Origin of the sequence: Sphingomonas sp. CFBP 8760 (assembly GCF_014841615.1) — a bacterium.
GTDB lineage: Bacteria > Pseudomonadota > Alphaproteobacteria > Sphingomonadales > Sphingomonadaceae > Sphingomonas.
On the sequence record NZ_JACYUG010000001.1, the window covers coordinates 586,669 to 606,815 of the forward strand.

Sequence of the window (20,147 nt, forward strand, 5' to 3'; positions counted from 1 at the left end):
CGGGCTTCACCGCCGCCTGACAAGTTTCGCCCCTAGAGGGAAGAGAACATGAACGAACTGACCAACTTCGCGAACCCGATCGCCAAGCCCGAAACCTTCGACCAGATCCAGATCGGCATCGCTTCGCCCGACAAGATCCGGTCATGGTCGTTCGGCGAGATCAAGAAGCCCGAGACCATCAACTACCGTACGTTCAAGCCCGAGCGTGACGGCCTGTTCTGCGCGCGCATCTTCGGTCCGATCAAGGATTACGAGTGCCTGTGCGGCAAGTACAAGCGGATGAAGTACAAGGGCATCGTCTGCGAGAAGTGCGGTGTCGAAGTCACGGTGTCGAAGGTCCGCCGCGAGCGGATGGGCCATATCGAACTGGCCGCGCCGGTCGCGCACATCTGGTTCCTGAAGTCGCTGCCGAGCCGCATCGGCCTGCTGCTCGACATGCAGCTGAAGCAGCTGGAGCGGGTGCTGTATTTCGAGGCGTATATCGTCATCGAACCGGGCCTGACCCCGTTGGAGAAGTTCTCGCTCCTGACCGAGGACGAGCTGCTCGACGCGCAGGACCAGTATGGCGAGGACGCGTTCTCGGCCGGGATCGGCGCCGAGGCGGTCCGCATCATGCTGGAGTCGCTCGACCTTGAGGGCGAGCGCAAGGAACTGCTCGAAGAACTGGCGACGACCAAGTCGGAGCTGAAGCCCAAGAAGATCATCAAGCGCCTGAAGGTCGTCGAATCGTTCATCGATTCGGGCAACCGTCCGGAATGGATGATCCTCGAGGTCGTGCCGGTCATCCCGCCCGAACTGCGTCCGCTGGTGCCGCTGGACGGCGGCCGCTTCGCGACGTCGGATCTGAACGACCTGTACCGCCGCGTCATCAACCGCAACAACCGCCTGAAGCGGCTGATGGAACTGCGCGCGCCGGACATCATCGTCCGCAACGAAAAGCGCATGTTGCAGGAAGCCGTCGACGCGCTGTTCGACAACGGCCGTCGCGGTCGCACGATCACCGGCGCCAACAAGCGTCCGCTGAAGTCGCTGTCCGACATGCTGAAGGGCAAGCAGGGCCGCTTCCGCCAGAACCTTCTGGGCAAGCGCGTCGACTATTCGGGTCGTTCCGTCATCGTGACCGGTCCGGAACTGAAGCTGCACCAGTGCGGCCTGCCGAAGAAGATGGCGCTCGAACTGTTCAAGCCGTTCATCTACGCGCGCCTCGACGCCAAGGGCCTGAGCATGACGCTCAAGCAGGCGAAGAAGTGGGTCGAGAAGGAGCGCAAGGAAGTCTGGGACATCCTGGACGAGGTGATCCGCGAGCATCCGGTGATGCTGAACCGCGCACCGACGCTCCACCGTCTGGGCATCCAGGCGTTCGAGCCGGTGCTGATCGAGGGCAAGGCGATCCAGCTTCACCCGCTGGTCTGCTCCGCGTTCAACGCCGACTTCGACGGCGACCAGATGGCCGTGCACGTCCCCCTGTCGCTCGAAGCGCAGCTGGAAGCGCGCGTCCTGATGATGTCGACCAACAACATCCTGTCGCCCGCGAACGGCAAGCCGATCATCGTGCCGTCGCAGGACATGGTGCTGGGCCTGTATTACCTGTCGATGATGAAGGAGGGCGAGCCGGGCGAAGGCATGCTGCTCGGCGACATGGCCGAGGTGCATCAGGCGCTCAACGCGCAGGCGGTGACGCTGCACACCAAGATCATCAGCCGCGTTCCGCAGACCGATGAACAGGGCAAGCAGTACCTGAAGCGGTATGAGACGACGCCGGGCCGGATGCTGCTGGGCGAAACCCTGCCGCACAGCCACAAGGTGCCGTTCGAAACCGTCAATCGCCTGCTCACCAAGAAGGACGTGGGCGACGTGATCGACGAGGTCTATCGTCACACCGGCCAGAAGGAGACCGTGCTGTTCGCCGACGCGATCATGGCACTGGGCTTCCGTCACGCGTTCCGCGCCGGCATCTCGTTCGGCAAGGACGACATGATCATCGCGCCGGACAAGGACAAGCTGGTCGACGAGACGCGCGATCAGGTGAAGGACTTCGAGCAGCAGTATCAGGACGGCCTGATCACGCAGCAGGAGAAGTACAACAAGGTGATCGACGCCTGGAGCCGTTGCGGCGACCAAGTCGCGAACTCGATGATGAACGAGATCAAGGCTGTCCGTCACTATGAAGACGGTCCCAACAAGGGCCGCGAGAAGGACATCAACTCGATCTACATGATGGCGCACTCCGGTGCCCGTGGTTCGCAGGCGCAGATCAAGCAGCTCGCCGGTATGCGCGGGCTGATGGCCAAGCCGTCGGGCGAGATCATCGAGACGCCGATCATCTCGAACTTCAAGGAGGGCCTGACCGTCCTCGAATACTTCAACTCCACCCACGGCGCGCGCAAGGGCCTCGCGGATACGGCGTTGAAGACCGCGAACTCGGGCTATCTCACCCGCCGCCTCGTCGACGTGTCGCAGGACTGCGTCATCATCGAGGAGGATTGCGGTACCGAGCGCGCGCTGGAGATGAAGGCGATCGTGCAGGGCGGTTCGACCATCGCCTCGCTCGGCGAGCGCATCCTCGGCCGCACCACGGCCGAGGACGTGGTCGACCCGAAGACCGGCAAGGTCGTCATCCCGACGGGCACGCTGCTCGACGAGGCGATGATCGTGACGATCGAGGGGATCGGCATCCAGGGGATGAAAATCCGGTCGCCGCTGGTCTGCGAGAGCAAGATCGGCGTCTGCGGCAAGTGCTACGGACGTGACCTCGCCCGCGGTACGCCGGTCAACATCGGCGAGGCGGTCGGCGTGATCGCGGCGCAGTCGATCGGCGAGCCGGGCACGCAGCTGACGATGCGGACCTTCCACATCGGCGGCGCGGCGCAGCTGAACGAGCAGTCCAACCTGGAGGCACCGGTCGACGGTACCGCCCAGTACAAGGACCTGCGCGTCATCATCGACCAGCGTGGTCGCCGCGTGGTGCTCAGCCGTTCGGGCGAAATCGTCATCAGCGACATGGACGGTCGCGAACTGTCGACGCATCGCATCCCGTACGGCGCCTATGTGCTGTTCGACGACGGCCATGTGCTGTCGAAGGGCGATCGCATGGCGGAATGGGACCCGTTCACCATGCCGGTCATCACCGAGAATTCGGGCGTGGTGAAGTATCAGGACCTGATCGAAGGCAAGACGCTGACCGAGCAGACCGACGAAGCGACGGGCATCGCCCAGCGCGTCGTGATCGAATACCGCACCTCGACCAAGTCGAAGGAGGATCTGCGTCCCCGCCTGACCCTGACCGGATCGGACGAAGGCGAGGCCGCCCGCTACATGCTGGCAGCCGGCGCGACCCTGTCGGTCGACGACAACGCGCAGGTCCATGCCGGCGACGTGCTGGCGCGTGTCAGCCGTGAATCGGCCAAGACCCGCGACATCACCGGCGGTCTGCCGCGCGTTGCCGAGTTGTTCGAGGCCCGCAAGCCGAAGGAGAACGCGATCATCGCCAAGGTGTCCGGCCGGGTCGTGTTCGGCAAGGACTACAAGGCGAAGCGCAAGATCGGCATCCAGCCCGAGGATGGCGGCGACGTCGTCGAGTATCTGGTGCCGAAGTCGAAGGTGATCGACGTTCAGGAAGGCGACTACGTCAAGCGTGGCGACAACCTGATCGGCGGCTCGCCCGATCCGCACGACATTCTCGAAGTGCTCGGCATCGAGCCGCTGGCGGAATATCTCGTGTCGGAAATTCAGGAGGTCTATCGTCTCCAGGGCGTGAAGATCAACGACAAGCACATCGAGACGATCGTCCGCCAGATGCTGCAGAAGGTCGAGATCATCGAATCGGGCGACACCACGCTGCTGGTCGGCGAACAGGTGGACCGCGAGGAGATGGACGCGATCAACGACAAGCTGGAGGCGGGTCAGGCACGCGCCGCCGGCAAGCCGATCCTGCTGGGCATCACCAAGGCATCGCTGCAGACCCGCAGCTTCATCTCGGCCGCCTCGTTCCAGGAAACCACCCGCGTCCTCACGGAAGCGGCAGTCCAGGGCAAGCAGGACACGCTGATGGGCCTGAAGGAGAACGTGATCGTCGGTCGTCTGATCCCGGCGGGCACGGGTGCGGGCATGAACCGCCTCCGCGTCGCCGCGAACAGCCGCGATGCCGCGCTCCGCGTCCAGCAGCGCGCCCTGTCGGCCGCGATCGTCGCGCCCGCCAGTGCCGCCGAACTCCGCGCGGCGGAAACGAAGCGGTCGCGTCGCGAGGACACCGGCACCGGCAGCGATCCGCTCGCCGAGGTGGTGCCGTCGGGCGACGGCAGCGATGCCGCCGCGGGCGAATATCTGAACGACTGATCATCCGGCGACGGGTGACGATCGAGCCGCCGTCCGGGCAACCGGGCGGCGGCTTTTTTCATGCCCCCGGCGGCATAATGTTGGTTTCGATGGCGAATCGTCCCGAAAACGACCGGTTCGTCGCTGCACTGCAACATATGCGATGCATCCCCGGCTTGTTTATCGACCCGGTTTAGGGAATGAAGCGACCATGCAATCGGCACTCCCTACCCTCATCGAACCACGCCGTTTCGGCGATGCCCGTGGCTGGTTCACCGAAGTCTATAACGAGGCGACCTTCGTCGAACGCGGGATCACCTGCCGCTTCGTGCAGGACAATCACTCGCTGTCGGTACCGATCCACACGCTGCGTGGCCTTCATTTCCAGCGAGAACCGCATGGCCAGGACAAGCTGGTCCGCTGCATCCGGGGCCGGATCTACGACGTCGCGGTCGATATCCGCAAGGGATCGCCGACCTATGGCCAGTATGTCGGGGCGGAACTGACCGCCGAAAACGGCCATCAGCTGTTCGTACCGGTCGGCTTCGCGCACGGTTTCCTGACGCTGGAGCCGGATTGCGAGGTCACCTACAAGGTGTCGTCGCTCTACGCGCCCGATTGCGATGGCGGCGTGCGCTGGGACAGTTGCGGCATCGATTGGCCGATGCCCGCCGGCACCACCCCGGAACTGTCGGCCAAGGACGTGGTCCTGCCGACGCTCGCCGATTTCGACAGCCCCTTCCCCTATGACGGTCGCCCGCTGGCGCCCCTGGCCTGAGGTAACATCATGCGCATCCTGCTCACCGGCGGCGCCGGTTTCATTGGCTCGGCCCTCGTCCGCCAGTTGATCGAACACAGCGAACACGAGGTCCTGAACTTCGACAAGCTGACCTATGCCGGCACGCTGACGACGGTCGAAAAGGTATCGAATTCCAATCGCTATCGCTTCGTACAGGGTGATATCTGCGACGGTGCCGCTGTGCGTGCCGCGATCGAGGAATTCAAGCCCGAGATCATCACGCACCTTGCCGCCGAAAGCCATGTCGATCGCTCGATCGACGGGCCGGACGCGTTCATCCAGACCAACATCGTCGGCACCTTCCAGATGCTGACCGAAGCGCGCCGTTACTGGCAGACGCTGGAAGGCGCCGCCAAGGACGCGTTCCGGTTCCACCACATCTCCACCGACGAGGTGTTCGGCTCACTGGGCGACACCGGCTTCTTCACCGAGGAAACGCCCTACGACCCGCGCTCGCCTTATTCGGCGTCGAAGGCGAGCAGCGACCATCTCGTCTCGGCCTGGGGCCATACGTTCGGTCTGCCGGTGCTTATCACCAACTGCTCGAACAATTACGGGCCGTACCACTTCCCGGAGAAGCTGGTACCGCTGATGATCGTCAAGGCGCTCGCCGGCGAAACCCTGCCGGTTTACGGCAAGGGCGATCAGGTGCGCGACTGGCTGTTCGTCGAGGATCACGCCCGCGCGCTCCAGACCGTGTTCGAGAAGGGCGCGGTCGGCCGCACCTACAATATCGGCGGCAATAACGAGAAGCAGAACGTCGAGGTGGTGAACACCGTCTGCGCGATCCTCGATCGCCTGCGTCCGCGTGCCGATGGCCAGTCCTATACGACGCAGATCGGCTATGTCGCCGACCGTCCCGGCCACGACAAGCGCTACGCGATCGACGCGACCCGCATCCGCGAGGAACTGGGCTGGGAGCCGGCCGAGACCTTCGACAGCGGCATCGAGAAGACCGTCGCCTGGTATCTGGCGAACGAGAGCTGGTGGCGCCCGATCGTGGAAAAGAGCGGCGCCGACCAGCGCCGCGGCCTCGCGGCCTGAGCGTGATCGCATGAAGCAGGTACTCGTCACCGGCGGCTCCGGTCAGGTCGGCACCGAACTCGCCCGCCACCGGTGGCCGGAGGGCTGGGAAGCGGTGGCGCTGACCCGCGCCGATCTCGACCTCGGCGATCCCGTCGCGATCGCCGCCAAGGTGGCGGAGCGGCCATGGGCGGCGATCGTCTCGGCGGGGGCCTATACGGCGGTCGACAAGGCGGAAAGCGATGTGGTGACGGCGTGGGCGGTCAACGCGCTCGCGCCCGCCGCGCTCGCCGCCGCGGCGCATGGTGCGGGTATCCCGATCGTCCATGTCTCGACCGATTACGTCTTCCCCGGCGACCGGGACGGCGAATGGGAGGTCGACGATGCCGTCGCGCCGCTGGGCGTCTATGGCGCGTCCAAGCTGGGCGGCGAACTGGCGGTGCGTACCGCCTGCCCGCGCCACGCGATCGTCCGCACCGCCTGGGTGGTGAGCGCGCACGGCAACAATTTCGTGAAGACGATGCTGCGCGTCGGTGCCGAGCGGCCGAGCCTGCGCGTGGTCGCCGACCAGCGCGGCAGCCCGACCAGCGCCGCCGATCTCGCCGCCGCGCTGGCGACGCTGACGGTGCGGCTGGCCGATGACCCGGCGGCGCCGACCGGCACCTATCATTTCTCGAACGCCGGCCCGACCGACTGGCATGGCTTCGCGGAGGAAATCTTCCGTCAGTCCGCCGCGCGTGGCGGCCCGTCACCGACGGTCGAGCCGATCACCACCGCGGACTATCCGACCCCCGCGACCAGACCCGCCAACTCGCTGCTCAGCCACCGCGCGATCGAGCGCGACCACGGCATCCGGCCGCGTGGCTGGCAGACCGCACTGGGCGACATCCTCGACGAATTATTGGGCGCACCCCATCAGGAGAAAACAGCGTGAAGGGCATCATCCTCGCCGGCGGCTCCGGCACGCGGCTCCATCCGGCGACACTGGCGATCAACAAGCAGTTGCTGCCGATCTACGACAAGCCGATGATCTATTACCCGCTGTCAGTGCTGATGCTGGCGGGTATTCGCGACATCCTCATCATCTCCAGCCCCGAATATATCGACAATTACCGCCGGATGTTCGGCGACGGATCGAACTGGGGCCTGACCATCCAGTATGCCGAACAGCCCAAACCCGAAGGGCTGGCGCAGGCATTCACGATCGGCGCGGACTTCATCGGTGACGACAATGTCGCGCTGGTGCTGGGCGACAACATCTTCTTCGGCGCGCACCTGACCGACCTGCTGGCAAGCGCCGTGGCGCGGACCGAGGGCGCGACCGTGTTCAGCTACCGCGTCGACGATCCCGAGCGTTACGGCGTGGTCGAACTGGCCGAGGGCGGCAAGGCGATCAGCCTGGAAGAAAAGCCCGAAAAGCCGAAGTCGAACCATGCGGTGACCGGGCTGTACTTCTACGACAACCGCGTCGTGCAATATGCCCGCGACCTGAAGCCATCGTCGCGCGGCGAACTGGAGATCACCGATCTCAACCGGATCTACATGGAAGCCGGCGATCTGTATGTCGAGCAGATGGGTCGCGGCTATGCCTGGCTGGACACCGGCACGCATGACTCGCTGCTGGAAGCGTCGGAGTTCGTCCGCACCATCCAGCATCGACAGGGCATCCAGGTCGCCTGCCTGGAAGAGATCGCCTACGAACAGAAGTTCATCACCGCCGATCAGGCCCGCGCCGCGGGTGAGCGCCTGAAGAAGACGGCCTATGGCCGGGCGATCCTGACGGCGGTCGACGGCTGATCGATCGATAGGCCGCCGGTCTGCGGATCGGCGGCCCATGCGGCACCGTTAGTTACCGGCGATGGGCCGGAATCGCGATCATCAGGGTGTCGCGGTTCCATCGTCGGTCGCGGCCGTGCATTCGCGTTGTGTCCTGACTTCGCTGTCGCCGTCCCGCCGGGTCAGGATCGACAGGATCCGGCATCCCCGGTCCGCCGGCCCCGCCACCACGAAGCCCCGTTCCGCGCCGTCCGTGCTGGTCCATTGCTGCATCGTACCGGTCCTGAGTGCCGCGGCGATGGCGGGCTGCATCGACTCCAGCCGCAGTGGCGCCTGGGCAGTGGCAGGCAGTATCCCGTCATCAATCGGTACGACCATCGCCGCCACCGGTGCTGGTGCGATGGGCTTTGCCACCACCGGCCGACGCGCGACCGTCCCTGCGGTGCCCGCTTGCGAATGGCGGTCGACCCGGAAGGGAATCATGTCCGGCACGGCGATGCTGACCAGATAATGCCCGGTCGCCGCCCGCGAGGCGTTCATCGCCAGCCCCAGCGTCGCCACGCCCGCGACAGAACCCAGCACGACCGCGACGGCCCCCGTCAGCGACCACCGCCGTCGCGGTGCCGTAGCGATCGCCGCCGCACGCGGCCGCGATACCGCGTAATGATCGACCCGCGTGAACGACAGCCGGCGCGATCCCGCCATCAGCGTCCACGAACGCTCGTGCCGCTGCATTTCGGGATCATGTGGATACGGCACTGGCAGCCACGCGGGGATATCGTCGTCCATCACCCGTCGATCCTACGTCGAACGCCGGATGAGACCAGCGAAAACGATCGGCCCGGACCACGGAAAAGGGCACCGTGGCGGTCGGCCACGATGCCCTTTCCCATCGTTCGCGTTCAGGCGAACACGATGCGGGTACGCCGCCGCCGTGCGCGCATCGACATGGCGACCATGCCGAACCCGGCCAGCATCATCAGCCAGGTCGCCGGTTCAGGCACCGCGAACACCAGATTGTCGACTTCCAGCGAGTTGGCGCCCGTGCTGAACCGGATCGCGCCGATCAGGCCGTCGTTGCCATCCGTGGTGTAGGTGACGCGGCGGTTCATGATCGGCGACGTGCCGTCACCGTTGGACGGGAACGGCGTCGTGAAATCGTCGCCGGAGAAGGACGCGATGATGGTGCCGCTGGTGTTCAGGATGTCGACGCCGTTATAATCGTCGATCGAACCGATATAGAAGCTGACCGAGTTATAGCCGCCGCTGGTCGATGTGATCGTCGCGTTGCCGTTCGCCTTGACCGCCAGATACTGCGATCCGTCGCTGAATGCCGGCTGCTGATATTGCAGCTCCAGCGATCCGGCCACCAGTTCCGAACTGCCCGTCAGCGGATAATCGGCCGCGAATCCCGCCGGGATCGCCGCGCTGTTGAAGTCGAATACGATGGATTCGCCCCCCGTCGTCGGCGCCGCGAACGTCGCCTCGCTGCCGAACTGCGAGATCAGCGTCGCCGCATTCGCCGGCACCGCCGCCGTAACGGCCAATGCCGCTACGGCCAGTCTTACGCTATGTACCATGTCTTCCTCTCCCGTTCCGTACTCGCACACGGCAGCCCCCTTTTTTACGTGGGATGGCTTGTCGTGTGGAAAGCCACCGATGTGGCCACGGCAAAGACAGAACAGGCATTAACCCTAAAGTAAACAAGTGGGGGGCTTCACTGCCCCGGTATCACAGTGTTTTTACAAGACATTTGTTGGTTGCCGATGATTCCGTCCCAATCCGGAACAGTGACGGGGCCGCTCTATATCAATTATCATGCCGGCCGATCACGCCGACGGATCAATAGGCAGACCGCGGAAACAGCACGGCCGCGACGGTGCGGGCCATGATGTACAGATCGAATCCGACCGACCAGTGATCGATATAGAACAGGTCGAACTCGACCCGTTTCAGCAGTTTTTCGTCGGTGTCCGTCTCGCCGCGCCAGCCATTGACCTGCGCCCAGCCGGTCATGCCGGGCTTCACCCGGTGGCGGGCGGCATATTTCTGGGTGGCCTCGCTGAACAGCACGCCCGCCACCTTGGTGGAGGGGGCGTGCGGTCGCGGGCCGACCAGCGACATGTTGCCGACGACGACGTTGATGAGCTGCGGCACCTCGTCGATGCTGGTCGCGCGAATGATGCGGCCGACGCGGGTGACGCGGGGATCGCCCTTCTGCGCCTGCCGCACCTCGTCATATTGCAGCATGTCGGTGCGCATCGACCGGAACTTCCAGATCCGGAACCGGCGATGGTTGAAGCCTTCGCGTTCCTGCTTGAAGAAGACCGGGCCAGGGCTGTCGAGCTTGATCGCCAGTGCCACCAGCGCCAGGAATGGCGCGGCGAAGAACAGGATGATCGATCCGATCAGCAGGTCCTCGGCGCGCTTCACGACCTGATCGACGCCGTTGATCGGGCGTTCGAACACCGTCATCAACGGCAGGTCGCCCAGCATCACCATCGACTGGCCCGCCATCGTGAACGACGACAGATCGGGCGCCAGCCGGATCAGCACCGGCAGCATCGCCAGCCGGCCGACCACGTTCTGCAGCTCCTCGTCGGTCGAGAACGGCATGGCGACGATCACCTGATCGACCCGCCCCGCCCGGATATCCGCCAGCAACTGCGCCACCCCGCCGCGGAACGGCGCGCAACCGCCCTCGTCGGCCACGACATGATCGTCGTAGCAGCCGACCAGATCGATCGTCAGCAGGCTGTTGGAGGCGATATAGCTCGCCAGCCGCCGTCCCTGCAGGTTCGATCCCAGGATCGCCACCCGCTCGTTGAAGACGCCGCGCCGCTTCAGCATCCGCAACGCCACCGTCTCGGCCCCGCGGATCAGCGTCAGCGTCACCGCCACCGACACGAACCAGAACACCGTCCATCCGCGCGAAAAGGATTCGGACGCCTTCAGGAAGAAGGCCAGCGTCAGCATCGCGACGCACGAGCCGATCCAGGCGGTCACCACCCGCGTCCAGCCCTGGCGCAGCGAGAAGCGCGTATCGATGTCGTAACAGCCGGTCAGTTCGGCGACCAGGGCATAGACGATCGCGCTCAGCCACGCGACGCGGACATATTCGTCCAGCGGCCGCAGATCGAAATCGACATAGGTCAGCCAGATGCCGAGCAGGCCGACGACGACGACGGCCAGCCCCTCCAGCAGACGCGCGGCGAGGCTGGACATCTCCAGCATCGCCGGCGTGCGACTGGCCCGGCGGTCCTCGCCATCTGGGCCGGTTCCGTTGCCGGAATCGAGAAGGGGCGTTGCGATCGGTTCGGTTCCCATGATTCAGCGGTTCGCTTCGTCTATCGATAACCGGTCATGATTGACAATTCCCGACATCATTCACGATCCGTCCTGATCCAACGACGCTCGCGGCGGAACACCGCCGCCAGCGACAGGCCAAGCTTCCACAGCACATAGCGGGGCACGTCGCGCCATCCCTGCAACATCGCCCCCTGCCCATGGGCGATCAGGGCGACGACGACCAGCAGCATCGCCGCCCCGGTCAACCCGCCCAGCAGGCAGAGCGCGACGAGGCCGCTGCCCATGACCAGCGCGACGCCCGCCAGCAGCAGGATCGCGACGATATCGAGCGCCAGCAGCGGCACCAGCGGCGGGGTGAGCAGATGCATCCCCAGCCAGATCATCGCCGGCCGGCCGCGCGTGATGCCCCGCCCGATCAGCGTGCCGGCATGATCGCCCGCGACCTGGAAGAAACCGGATTCCCAGCGGCGGCGCTGTACCGCCGTGCCGCGATCGTTGCTGGCGCTGCCCAGCACCACCGCAGCCGGATCGAACAGCGGCGGCCGGCCATCCAGCGTGGCGCGCACCCCCAGCATCAGATCCTCCGCGACATGCCCCGTCGCCAGCGGCAGCGCGGAAAAGATATCCCATGGAAACGCCATGCCCGATCCGGTCAGCAGCGCGGGCGCGCCCAGCCGCGCCGCGCCCAGCTGGCGTACCGCGTTCTTGACGTAGAAGGCCGCGGCGGAGAACCGCGCGGTGCTGGCATCGGTGTCGGTCAGCGCGATCGTATAGGAACCCTGCACCGGCACGCCGGCGGCGATCGCGCGTGCCGCCACGCTCGCCAGCGCGCCCGGCGCCGGCACCGTATCGGCATCGACGACGATCACGCAGGCGGGCGGATCGGCGGCCAGCGCGGCCCGCCCGTGATCGAGGGCGAAGCCCTTGCCGCGATTGACCGGATCGTGCCGTTCGATCACCCGCACGCCCGTCGCCCGCGCGACCGCGGCGGTATCGTCGGTGCAATTGTCGGCGACGACGAGGATCGCCATGCCCTCCGGCGCGCCCGCGCGCATCGCGTGCAGCACCGCGGCGATGCCGCGTTCCTCGTCATGCGCGGGCACCAGCACGACCGCCGATCGGGGATCGAACCCGGCGGCGGGTGACGGATGCGTCCGCCGCGGCATCGCGCCCAGCCCCGCCTCGACCACGAACACCGTGGTGGCGATCAGCAGCGGCGCGACGAGCAGCAGGCAGACGAGGTCGGCGATCGTCATGCGGTCTCCATATGCTTCAGCAGCGCCGCGGCGTTGGCATGCGCGTCGTGATGGGCGGCGACACGCCCCCGCCCCACCGCGCCCATCCGTTTCCGGATACCGGCATCGGTGGCCAGCGCCCCGGCCATCGCATCGGCCAGCGGGGCCGCAGCCCCCGCCGGAACGACCCAGCCGCATTGCTCGTCGACCAGTTCGGGGATGCCCGCCACCGCCGTGGTGACGACGGGCGTCCCCACCGCCAGCGATTCCATGATGACGACGGGCAACCCTTCGGCAAAGCTCGGCAGGACCATCGCGGTGGAGGCGCGCAGCTGCGCCGCGACATCGGCACCGCCACGGCTGCCGAGCAGCGCGACCTGACCCCCCAGCCCCAGCCGCTCGATCCCCCGTTCCAGTTCGTCGCGCAGCGGCCCGTCGCCGACCAGCGCGACGCGGGGCCGGATGCCCCGCTGCCCCAGCAGCGCCAGCGCCTCCAGCAGGATCGGCAGCCCCTTTTGCGGGGCCAGCCGCGCGATGCAGCAGAAGTCGAAATCGGGCTCTGCCACTCCCGCCGCCTCGTCGATCGCGGCGAGATCAACGCCGCAGCGCACCACCACGATCCGCGGCCACAACGCGACATCGACCCAGCGGCACAGCTGGCTGCGGCCGTAATCGCTGATCGCGACGACGAACCTGGCATCCGCGATCTTGCCCGCCAGATCGAGTTCGCGTGGCGCATCGAACTCGTCGGGGCCATGGACGGTGAAGCTGTACGGGATACCCGACAGCAGGTGCGCCATCCGTGCCACCGCCGCCGGATTGGTGCCGAAATGGGCGTGAAGATGGCGGACATCGGCGCGCTTCATCGCCGCCGCCAGCCAGCATGCCTCCGCCAGATAGGCGGCCCGCGCGACGAGGCCGCGCAGCGTCGACGGCGTCATCGTGCCGCCGGCGCGCCATGCCCGCCACGCCCGCCCCGGCCGGCCGATCGCGACGCATGCCGCGGTCAGGAGCAGCGGCAGCACCCGCCCCAGCACCACGGCGGTCCGCTCCCGCTCGGCCCGGTCGGCGGGGTCGGGCAGGTCGTCGGGCGCGGCGCGGATCGAGAAACGATGGACATGATGCCCCGCCGCCTCGATCCCGTCGATCTCGCGGCGGACGAAGGTATGGCTGACGGTGGGGTAGCGATTGACGAGATACGCGATATTCATGGCAAGCCGGATCGCCCCCGTTCCGCTCTGCGCCGAACAGCCAACGCGAGGAAAGGACAAAGACGATCACACGCCGCAGGTCAACGCCTTCTCGCTACGCCGCGCTTGCAAAGCCGGTCACGACATGGATTGAAGCGACGGACCGCCCGACGCCGGGCATCAGGGGAATGGCGGCACGCCGATGGACAGCATGATCGATCTCCCATCCGGCGCCGCCGTGCCGGACTGGTCGCGGGAAGCGAAGCGGCGGATGCAATGGTATCCCTCACGCTCGTTGCTGGCGGCGATCCGGTCTTATCAAACCACGCGCGGTCCGTTCGCCGGCCTGAAGCGGCGGCTGGCGATGGAGCGGCATCGCTTCTGGTCGATCGTGACCGGCGCCGATATTCCGATCGACGCGCGGATCGGCGGCGGCCTGTTGCTGCCGCACCCCAACGGCATCGTGATCTCCCCCGCCGCGACGATCGGCGTCAACTGCCTGCTGTTCCAGCAGGTGACGATCGGCGCGACCGAGGCGGGGACGCCGACCCTGGGCGATCACATCGATGTCGGCGCGGGCGCCAAGATCGTCGGACCGGTCACGATCGGCGATCGTGCCCGGATCGGGGCCAATGCGGTCGTCACGCGCGATGTGCCGGCGGGCGCGACGGTCGGCGGCATTCCCGCGCGCATCATCGGCGCGCGCGACTGATTACCGGCCGGCGATCGCCTTGAGGTGATCGATCCGGGCGGCGAAGGTCCGCTCGAAGCTGTGGTCGCGGCCGATCGCCGCCGCCGCGTCCGCCATCGCGGCCAGCCGGCCCCGATCGTCCGCCAGTACGGCGATCGCGCGGGCGGCGGCGGCGGGATCGTCCATCGCCACCGCGATGCCGACGTCACCCAGTGCCAGCACCCCGGCAAAGGCCGCATTGTCGTATCCGACGATCGGCACGCCGCAACTCAGCGTCTCCAGATAGGTGCAGGAGGGATCGTCCTGCCGGTGGCAGCACAGGAACAGGTCGACCCGCTCCTTCATCAGCGGCACCAGCACTGCGTCGAACGGCACCTTGCCGTGCAGCACGACCTGATCGCCCAGCCCCGCCGCCACGATCGCCTGCTGCATGGCGGGGCGCAGCACGCCGTCGCCATAGATATCCAGCGTGAAGGGGGTGCCCGCCCGGCGCAGCTCGACGGCGACGCGGACGAGATGATCGGCCCCCTTCATCGTCTCCAGCCGCCCCGAGAACACGATGCGTAGCGGCTTGCCCGTTCGCATCGCCCGCTGCTTGGCGTCCAGCGCGGTGGCCGCGATCTGCTGGTCATCGGTCAGCCGGCTGTCGAAATAGCGCAGGATCGACGGGCTCGACCGGCGATAGGCATCGTATCCCGGCTGGCCATTCGCCTGAAGCCCGGCCGATCCGGCGAAGGCACGACGGCGACGGCGCTCGGTCAGGATCGTCCAGACTGCGTTCTTCAGCGCCGCCAGCGAACGGCCCTGTTCGATCGCGATGATGCGCAGCCGCGTCTTCAGCGTGTATTCGATGATGAACACCACCGGTGCGTCGGTCAGGCCGGGCACCGGCAGGTCGCGGTGATTGTCGCCCGCCGCCAGCACCACCGCCGCGTCGCGGGTCAGCGCGCCGATCCCGGTCGCATCGGGATCGATGAACGCGACCTCGAACGGCAGATCGGCGGCGGCATAGTCGCGCCCGAACGCGATCTGCGCCGGATCGCCCGCCCGGATCACGCAGCGGACCGGCCCACCCCACAATCTGGCATAGAGCGCCAGTCCCTCCACCATCTTGATGTCGAGGAAGAAGCCGTCGCCCCGCGCCGCCGCCGGCACGCTGGGCATCACCACCAATACGTCGCGCATGGTCATTGGCCCGCCTCCGTCGCGTTTCGCCGCAGGCGGATCGTCGCCGGCACGCCGATCGCCAGCGCGCCCGCCGGCACGTCGGCCAGCACGACCGCATTGGCACCGATCGCCGCCCCCGCGCCGATCGTCACCCGCCCCAGGATCACCGCGCCGGCGCCCAGCTGGACATCGGCCATCAGGATCGGCGCCTCGTCCGGACGTTCGACCGTGCGCACCCCCAGCGTGCAGTTCTGCCGGATGATGCAGCGGTCGCCGATCCGGGTCGCGCCATGGATCACGATGCCGCCCTGATGCTCGATCACCACGCCCTGCCCCACCTCAGCGGTATAGGGCAGTTCGATCCCATAGACGTTGCGGCAATAGCGGAACGCCCAGCGATAGATCATCGACAGGGGCGCGCGCAGCAGCGGCGACCGCACCGTCATCCGCCACACCCCGAACCGGTGCGCCGCCAGCGCCCGCAGGCCGGGGCGTGTCCAGTCCGATCCGTTGGCGCGCCAGTCCGCCCGCCATTGCCGCCGGAGTTCACCGATGCTCATGCCTGCCGCGCTTCCGGACCCTTGTATTCGATCAGCGCACCGCGCCGTCCGCTCAGTCGACGCCAGTGGAACCGGGCGGCGCCCTTGGCCTGCGCGAACTTGCCGACCACCAGATGCACCGCCAGCGACCGCGCGAAAGCGGGGCTCACCCCCGGCTCGCGCGCCTTGCGCCGGGCGATGCGGACGATCTGCACCGGATAGAGCAGCAGGAGCAGCGCCCCCGCCCACCAGCCGACCAGCACCGCCGCCGCCACGGCCAGCAGCGGCAGCGCCACGCCCCAGGCGATCGTGCTGCGCACCTCGCGGCGCCAGTGCGGATCGCCGGCGCGGCCATGCCGCCACGCCAGTTCGGCGAAGGCGTGGCCGCTCCGCTCGGTCCGCCGCCACCATTGCCCGAAACGGGTCATCGCCGCGTCATGACGCGTCATCTCCGCGTCGATCCGCCTGATCCGCCAGCCCCGCTCCCGCAGCCGCTGGCACAGGTCGGGCTCCTCGCCGGCGATATAGTCGGGATTATAGCCACCGGCCTGATCCAGTGCCGCCCGCCGGAACAGCGCGTCGCCGCCACACGACATCGCCTCGCCCACCGGCACGTCCCATTCGTCGTCGCACATGCGGTTATAGGCGCTGGCCTCCGGAAACCGTTCGCGTCGGCGGCCGAACACCACCGCCAGTCCGGGATCGGCACGCAGCGTCGCGGCCGCCCGGTCGAGCCAACCGGCATCCAGTTCGCAATCGCCATCCACCATCTGCACGAAGGCCACGTCGCGATCCGCCAAGGTGGCCAGCCCGGCGTTGCGCGCCAGCGCGGCCGTGAACCGGGTCGCAGGCGGCAAGGTGACGACGGTCACTCCCTGTGCCTCGGCAAAGGCGACGCTGCCATCGGTCGACCCCGAATCGACATAGACGCGCGGCGCCTCCGGAGGCAGCGAGCGCAGGCAGGCCTTCAGCCGCTCTCCCTCGTTGCGGCCGATGGCGATGATGGCGACGTCGCTCACGAATGATCCTTCCACGCAGGCGGCCGATCGACCGGCCCATCCCAGCGACCGACCGCCGCCTCCCGGTCGAACCCGACGGCACCCAGTCCGTTGCGGATCAGGTCGCGCCATTCGCCCGGCGCGTGCGCGCTGTCCCGGCCGAGCCCCGCGATCTCCCGCAACCGCCAGATGCCGAATCCCGCCAGCCATGCCAGCCCCGACAGTCGCGCCCATCCCGGCCCATAGGCGCGGGCGAAGAAGCGCCGGCGCGACCGGAACCAGTAATCCGGCAGCTTGCGCTGCGCGCTCGCACCATCGACCACGCCGGTGGCGGCGCCCCCGATATGCCGCACCCGGCTGGCCGGGACGAACAGCGCGCGCCAGCCGGCGGCATGAAGGCGGTGCATCAGTTCCACCTCCTCGAAATACAGGAAGAACCCCTCGTCGAACAATCCGCAGGCGCGCAGGGCCTCCGCGCGCAGCAGCACGCTGGCGCCGGTCACCCAGTCGGCCTCGACGATGTCGTCGCCCTGCGCCTCGACGTTGATCGGCGCGACGCGGAGCAGCCGATCGAGCAGCGGCGTCCCCGCCCCGCGCAGGAATTCGCGCGCGATGGTGGGAAAGCGAAAGGCGGAGCCCAGCCGCCGCCCGTCATGGTCGATCAGCAGGCTGCCCGCCGATCCCGCGTCCGGCCGGGCATCCAGCGCCGCGACCAGCCGGGCCAGCGCGCCGGGCTCCACCTCGGCATCGGGATTGAGCAGATGGATATAGGCGGGCGGTGCCTCGTCGGCCAAAGCCCGGCGGATCGCCTGATTATTGGCCCAGCCGAACCCGCCGTTGAGCGAAAGCGGCAGGAACGACACCCAGTCGCCAAGCGCCGGTTCGGCCACCGCCGCCGCCAGCCGACCGGCCGATCCGTCGTCCGAACCGCCATCGACCAGGATCACCCGCAACCCCGGCACCGCCTCCCGCTCCCCCGCCAGCGCGGCCAGACAGGCAAGCGACAGGTCGGGCGTGCGGTAATTGACGATCACCACGGTGACCCGCGAGGCGGTCGTCGGGGTGGTCGTTCCGTCAGGGGACTTGATCGTCGATGGTCCGGTCGGCTCTAGCACATCTTACCCCCAATCGCCCGCGGACCCGTGACAGGGGGATGGGGCGATCTTCCCGTGGCGGCCTGCTGCCACGTCGTCAAACCCAAGTGAAGAAGATTCACGTGCCTGCCACATCGGGCGCGACGTTGGAACCCCGCTCTTCGGGCCAGTCTTCCCGTTAATATACATTGAAGCCCATGAGGCTTCACGGTAACTGATTGCCATGCAAACGGTCGTCAAACGAGAAAATCTCTCCATCGTGCAAGCACTTCGTGGCATAGCTGCCCTTTGGGTAGTCTTGTTTCACGCGAATGAGGGTGGGCATATACCATCCCTGCGACAAGCGCTGCCCGATCCGGTCGGATCACTTGTATTTGACGCGGGCCATTTCGGCGTCGCCATATTCTTCGCGTTGAGCGGCTTCGTCATATCTTACGGCCTGGACCGGTCTCGCGCGACGCTGGGATTTTTCGGGACCTTCATTATCCGAAGGTCGATCAGGCTCGATCCACCCTATTGGGCATCGATGCTACTATCCGTTGCCTTGATCGCCGTATCGGGGCTGGTGAAACACGAGGATTTCACGCTACCGGACTTTAGCTCGGTGTTGGCCCATCTGTTTTATTTACAGGTGATCTTGGACAAGCCCGAGATAAACAGCGTTTACTGGACGCTGACATACGAGGTACAGTTCTACCTGTTTTTCGTCGGTGCGATCGTCGCCCGATTTTACCTGAAACATGCTGTCGATACGGCGATATATATCGTCATCGATATCGCCCTGTTCCTGTGTGCGATATCGGCGGCGCTGGGATATTTCGAAAACGTCCATCCAGGGCTGTTCCTTCCCCTGTGGTCCAGCTTCTATATCGGCGTGCTGGCCCACACCGCCACCTTGTCGAAGCGGACGATCTTGGCCTTTATCGCCTTGTTCGTCGCCATGCTGTTCAACGGCGAATTCTCCATCGTAAGCGCCTTCACCGGGGCGTTTCTGCTGATGGCCATGATGTCGGGCTGGGCGAAGAATGGGATGAACTGGCGATGGCTGCAGTTCCTGGGTGGCATATCCTACAGCCTTTATCTCGTACACAATCCGGTGACCGGCGCCGTAAGCTTCGTGCTGAACCGGATACCGGTGCATGGGACGATCACCGATCTGGTCAAGCTGGTCATGATCGTCGCATCTTCTGTCATAGCCGCGTATATATTCTGGTTTGTCATCGAGAAAAGAACCCATGACATTGCCAGATCGATCACGACGACCGGTTCGGCCCTGCCATGGCAGAAACGCAAAGTGCGCCGTGATTGATATCACGGCGCACTCTACCTGGGTCGACGGGATCAGCGCCTTACCGAACCTGGCCGACGGACCGGATTATTTCCGACCCAGGGCGATGGCGGCGCGTCGCTTGGGCGTTTCGCTGAGGGGCTGTCCGGAATATTCGCGCAGGCCCCAGGCGCCGAAGCTGCTGATGGGGCTGGTGCTCGAATACAGCGTCAGCGTGTCGTTGAACCGCGTCTTCCAGTCGGTGATGTAGTTCGTGTAGATGTCGTACATCAGGTTCGACCGGTTGAGCCCACCGATACGGGTCAGGCCCCCCGTCTCCAGCAGATGCTGTCCCGCCTCATAGGCGATGTAGCGCTTGCCGTACTTCTTCGCCCAGGCGGCGTTGGCCTCGCCCTCGTTGGCCAGCGTCTTTTTGGCCTCGCCGGCCAGATCGGACAGCAGCAGGGCGGTGTTGGTCTGGTTGGTGCGCACGCCCTCGAAGAAGGAGTGACCGAAGTACGGCGCGGTCGCCAGCGCGTCGATATTGTCCGCCAGCCCCGGGGCGGTCATCACGATCTCCGCGGTCCACGGATTGCCGTGCTGCGTCGCGGCCACCCGGACCAGCTGGCCCGGACGGTCGGCGAACACCTTCGCCCAGATCCGCATCACCTCGCCGGTGCGCTGCGCATAGCGGCGCAGGTTGGCGATGAACCCGTTGTCCGACAGCTTGCGCGCCAGCCCCTCC

The 20,147-nt window shown here is 66.4% G+C and carries 17 protein-coding genes and 1 pseudogene; 8 read left to right on the plus strand and 10 right to left on the minus strand.

Annotation, left to right across the window (positions count from 1 at the left end):
• Positions 1–48: 48 nt before the first annotated feature.
• From rpoC to rfbA, 6 genes are read left to right on the plus strand one after another with little or no spacing between them, the layout of a single operon-like run.
• Positions 49–4,335, plus strand: a complete 4,287-nt coding sequence (gene rpoC, locus IFT82_RS02765) for a DNA-directed RNA polymerase subunit beta' (protein ID WP_192124165.1) — start codon at positions 49–51, stop codon at positions 4,333–4,335.
• Positions 4,336–4,349: 14 nt separating this feature from the next.
• Positions 4,350–4,511, plus strand: a complete 162-nt coding sequence (locus tag IFT82_RS20510; protein WP_207105720.1) for a hypothetical protein — start codon at positions 4,350–4,352, stop codon at positions 4,509–4,511.
• Positions 4,512–4,525: 14 nt separating this feature from the next.
• On the plus strand, positions 4,526–5,092 hold the full coding sequence (gene rfbC, locus IFT82_RS02770) for a dTDP-4-dehydrorhamnose 3,5-epimerase (protein WP_192124167.1): 567 nt from the start codon (positions 4,526–4,528) through the stop codon (positions 5,090–5,092).
• Positions 5,093–5,101: 9 nt separating this feature from the next.
• Positions 5,102–6,157, plus strand: coding sequence for a dTDP-glucose 4,6-dehydratase (gene rfbB / locus IFT82_RS02775; protein WP_192124168.1), 1,056 nt, complete (start codon positions 5,102–5,104; stop codon positions 6,155–6,157).
• A gap of 10 nt (positions 6,158–6,167) precedes the next feature.
• Positions 6,168–7,070 carry a dTDP-4-dehydrorhamnose reductase gene (gene rfbD / locus IFT82_RS02780; RefSeq protein WP_192124170.1) on the plus strand — a complete coding sequence of 301 codons (903 nt, stop codon included), beginning with the start codon at positions 6,168–6,170 and terminating at the stop codon, positions 7,068–7,070.
• A complete protein-coding gene (gene rfbA, locus IFT82_RS02785) occupies positions 7,067–7,933 on the plus strand; it encodes a glucose-1-phosphate thymidylyltransferase RfbA (protein ID WP_192124172.1) in 867 nt (288 codons plus the stop codon). Before rfbD ends, rfbA begins: the two co-directional genes overlap by 4 nt.
• 81 nt (positions 7,934–8,014) lie before the next feature.
• On the opposite strand, the gene IFT82_RS02790 is transcribed toward rfbA, so the two are convergent.
• From IFT82_RS02790 to IFT82_RS02810, 5 genes are all read right to left on the minus strand, one after another.
• Entirely contained in the window at positions 8,015–8,701 is a 687-nt protein-coding gene (locus IFT82_RS02790) for a hypothetical protein (RefSeq protein ID WP_192124174.1), read from the minus strand.
• 113 nt (positions 8,702–8,814) lie between these two features.
• Positions 8,815–9,492, minus strand: a complete 678-nt coding sequence (locus tag IFT82_RS20700) for an Npun_F0296 family exosortase-dependent surface protein (RefSeq protein ID WP_244646380.1) — start codon at positions 9,490–9,492, stop codon at positions 8,815–8,817.
• A 262-nt stretch (positions 9,493–9,754) separates the two neighbouring features.
• Positions 9,755–11,146, minus strand: a complete 1,392-nt coding sequence (locus tag IFT82_RS02800) for an undecaprenyl-phosphate glucose phosphotransferase (RefSeq protein WP_207105721.1) — start codon at positions 11,144–11,146, stop codon at positions 9,755–9,757.
• A gap of 149 nt (positions 11,147–11,295) precedes the next feature.
• The gene (locus IFT82_RS02805) at positions 11,296–12,477 is read right to left on the minus strand and encodes a glycosyltransferase family 2 protein (RefSeq protein ID WP_192124183.1); all 1,182 of its coding nucleotides are present in this window, start codon (positions 12,475–12,477) and stop codon (positions 11,296–11,298) included.
• Complete coding sequence (locus tag IFT82_RS02810) at positions 12,474–13,667, minus strand: glycosyltransferase family 4 protein (protein WP_192124185.1); 1,194 nt, start codon at positions 13,665–13,667, stop codon at positions 12,474–12,476. The genes IFT82_RS02805 and IFT82_RS02810 overlap by 4 nt, the downstream gene beginning before the upstream one ends.
• 190 nt (positions 13,668–13,857) lie before the next feature.
• On the opposite strand from IFT82_RS02810, the gene IFT82_RS02815 reads away from it, so the two are divergent.
• Positions 13,858–14,358 carry a serine O-acetyltransferase gene (locus IFT82_RS02815; protein WP_199860273.1) on the plus strand — a complete coding sequence of 167 codons (501 nt, stop codon included), beginning with the start codon at positions 13,858–13,860 and terminating at the stop codon, positions 14,356–14,358.
• Here IFT82_RS02815 and IFT82_RS02820 read toward each other — a convergent pair whose 3' ends face one another.
• From IFT82_RS02820 to IFT82_RS02835, 4 genes are read right to left on the minus strand one after another with little or no spacing between them, the layout of a single operon-like run.
• Positions 14,359–15,528: a glycosyltransferase gene (locus IFT82_RS02820; protein ID WP_192124189.1), complete on the minus strand. Its 1,170-nt coding sequence runs from the start codon at positions 15,526–15,528 to the stop codon at positions 14,359–14,361.
• Positions 15,525–16,064, minus strand: coding sequence for a serine O-acetyltransferase (locus tag IFT82_RS02825; protein ID WP_192124190.1), 540 nt, complete (start codon positions 16,062–16,064; stop codon positions 15,525–15,527). Before IFT82_RS02825 ends, IFT82_RS02820 begins: the two co-directional genes overlap by 4 nt.
• Entirely contained in the window at positions 16,061–17,062 is a 1,002-nt protein-coding gene (locus IFT82_RS02830) for a glycosyltransferase (protein ID WP_342355020.1), read from the minus strand. The genes IFT82_RS02825 and IFT82_RS02830 overlap by 4 nt, the downstream gene beginning before the upstream one ends.
• A complete protein-coding gene (locus IFT82_RS02835; RefSeq protein WP_342355021.1) occupies positions 17,059–18,156 on the minus strand; it encodes a glycosyltransferase family 2 protein in 1,098 nt (365 codons plus the stop codon). Before IFT82_RS02835 ends, IFT82_RS02830 begins: the two co-directional genes overlap by 4 nt.
• A 202-nt stretch (positions 18,157–18,358) precedes the next feature.
• On the opposite strand from IFT82_RS02835, the gene IFT82_RS02840 reads away from it, so the two are divergent.
• Positions 18,359–19,444 (plus strand): acyltransferase family protein, encoded by a 1,086-nt coding sequence (locus tag IFT82_RS02840; protein ID WP_192124194.1) that lies wholly within the window; start codon positions 18,359–18,361, stop codon positions 19,442–19,444.
• Positions 19,445–19,510: 66 nt separating this feature from the next.
• Here IFT82_RS02840 and IFT82_RS02845 read toward each other — a convergent pair.
• A pseudogene (locus IFT82_RS02845) lies at positions 19,511–20,147 on the minus strand (hypothetical protein); the annotation flags it as partial.

Excerpts from the sequence above, each read along its gene's own strand:
- rpoC (WP_192124165.1), top strand. The coding sequence starts at position 49 with ATGAACGAACTGACCAACTTCGCGAACCCGATCGCCAAGCCCGAAACC.
- rfbC (WP_192124167.1), top strand. The coding sequence starts at position 4,526 with ATGCAATCGGCACTCCCTACCCTCATCGAACCACGCCGTTTCGGCGAT.
- rfbB (WP_192124168.1), top strand. The coding sequence starts at position 5,102 with ATGCGCATCCTGCTCACCGGCGGCGCCGGTTTCATTGGCTCGGCCCTC.
- rfbD (WP_192124170.1), top strand. The coding sequence starts at position 6,168 with ATGAAGCAGGTACTCGTCACCGGCGGCTCCGGTCAGGTCGGCACCGAA.
- IFT82_RS02790 (WP_192124174.1), bottom strand. The coding sequence starts at position 8,701 with ATGGACGACGATATCCCCGCGTGGCTGCCAGTGCCGTATCCACATGAT.
- IFT82_RS20700 (WP_244646380.1), bottom strand. The coding sequence starts at position 9,492 with ATGGTACATAGCGTAAGACTGGCCGTAGCGGCATTGGCCGTTACGGCG.
- IFT82_RS02800 (WP_207105721.1), bottom strand. The coding sequence starts at position 11,146 with ATGCTGGAGATGTCCAGCCTCGCCGCGCGTCTGCTGGAGGGGCTGGCC.
- IFT82_RS02805 (WP_192124183.1), bottom strand. The coding sequence starts at position 12,477 with ATGACGATCGCCGACCTCGTCTGCCTGCTGCTCGTCGCGCCGCTGCTG.
- IFT82_RS02810 (WP_192124185.1), bottom strand. The coding sequence starts at position 13,667 with ATGAATATCGCGTATCTCGTCAATCGCTACCCCACCGTCAGCCATACC.
- IFT82_RS02815 (WP_199860273.1), top strand. The coding sequence starts at position 13,858 with ATGATCGATCTCCCATCCGGCGCCGCCGTGCCGGACTGGTCGCGGGAA.
- IFT82_RS02820 (WP_192124189.1), bottom strand. The coding sequence starts at position 15,528 with ATGACCATGCGCGACGTATTGGTGGTGATGCCCAGCGTGCCGGCGGCG.
- IFT82_RS02825 (WP_192124190.1), bottom strand. The coding sequence starts at position 16,064 with ATGAGCATCGGTGAACTCCGGCGGCAATGGCGGGCGGACTGGCGCGCC.
- IFT82_RS02840 (WP_192124194.1), top strand. The coding sequence starts at position 18,359 with ATGCAAACGGTCGTCAAACGAGAAAATCTCTCCATCGTGCAAGCACTT.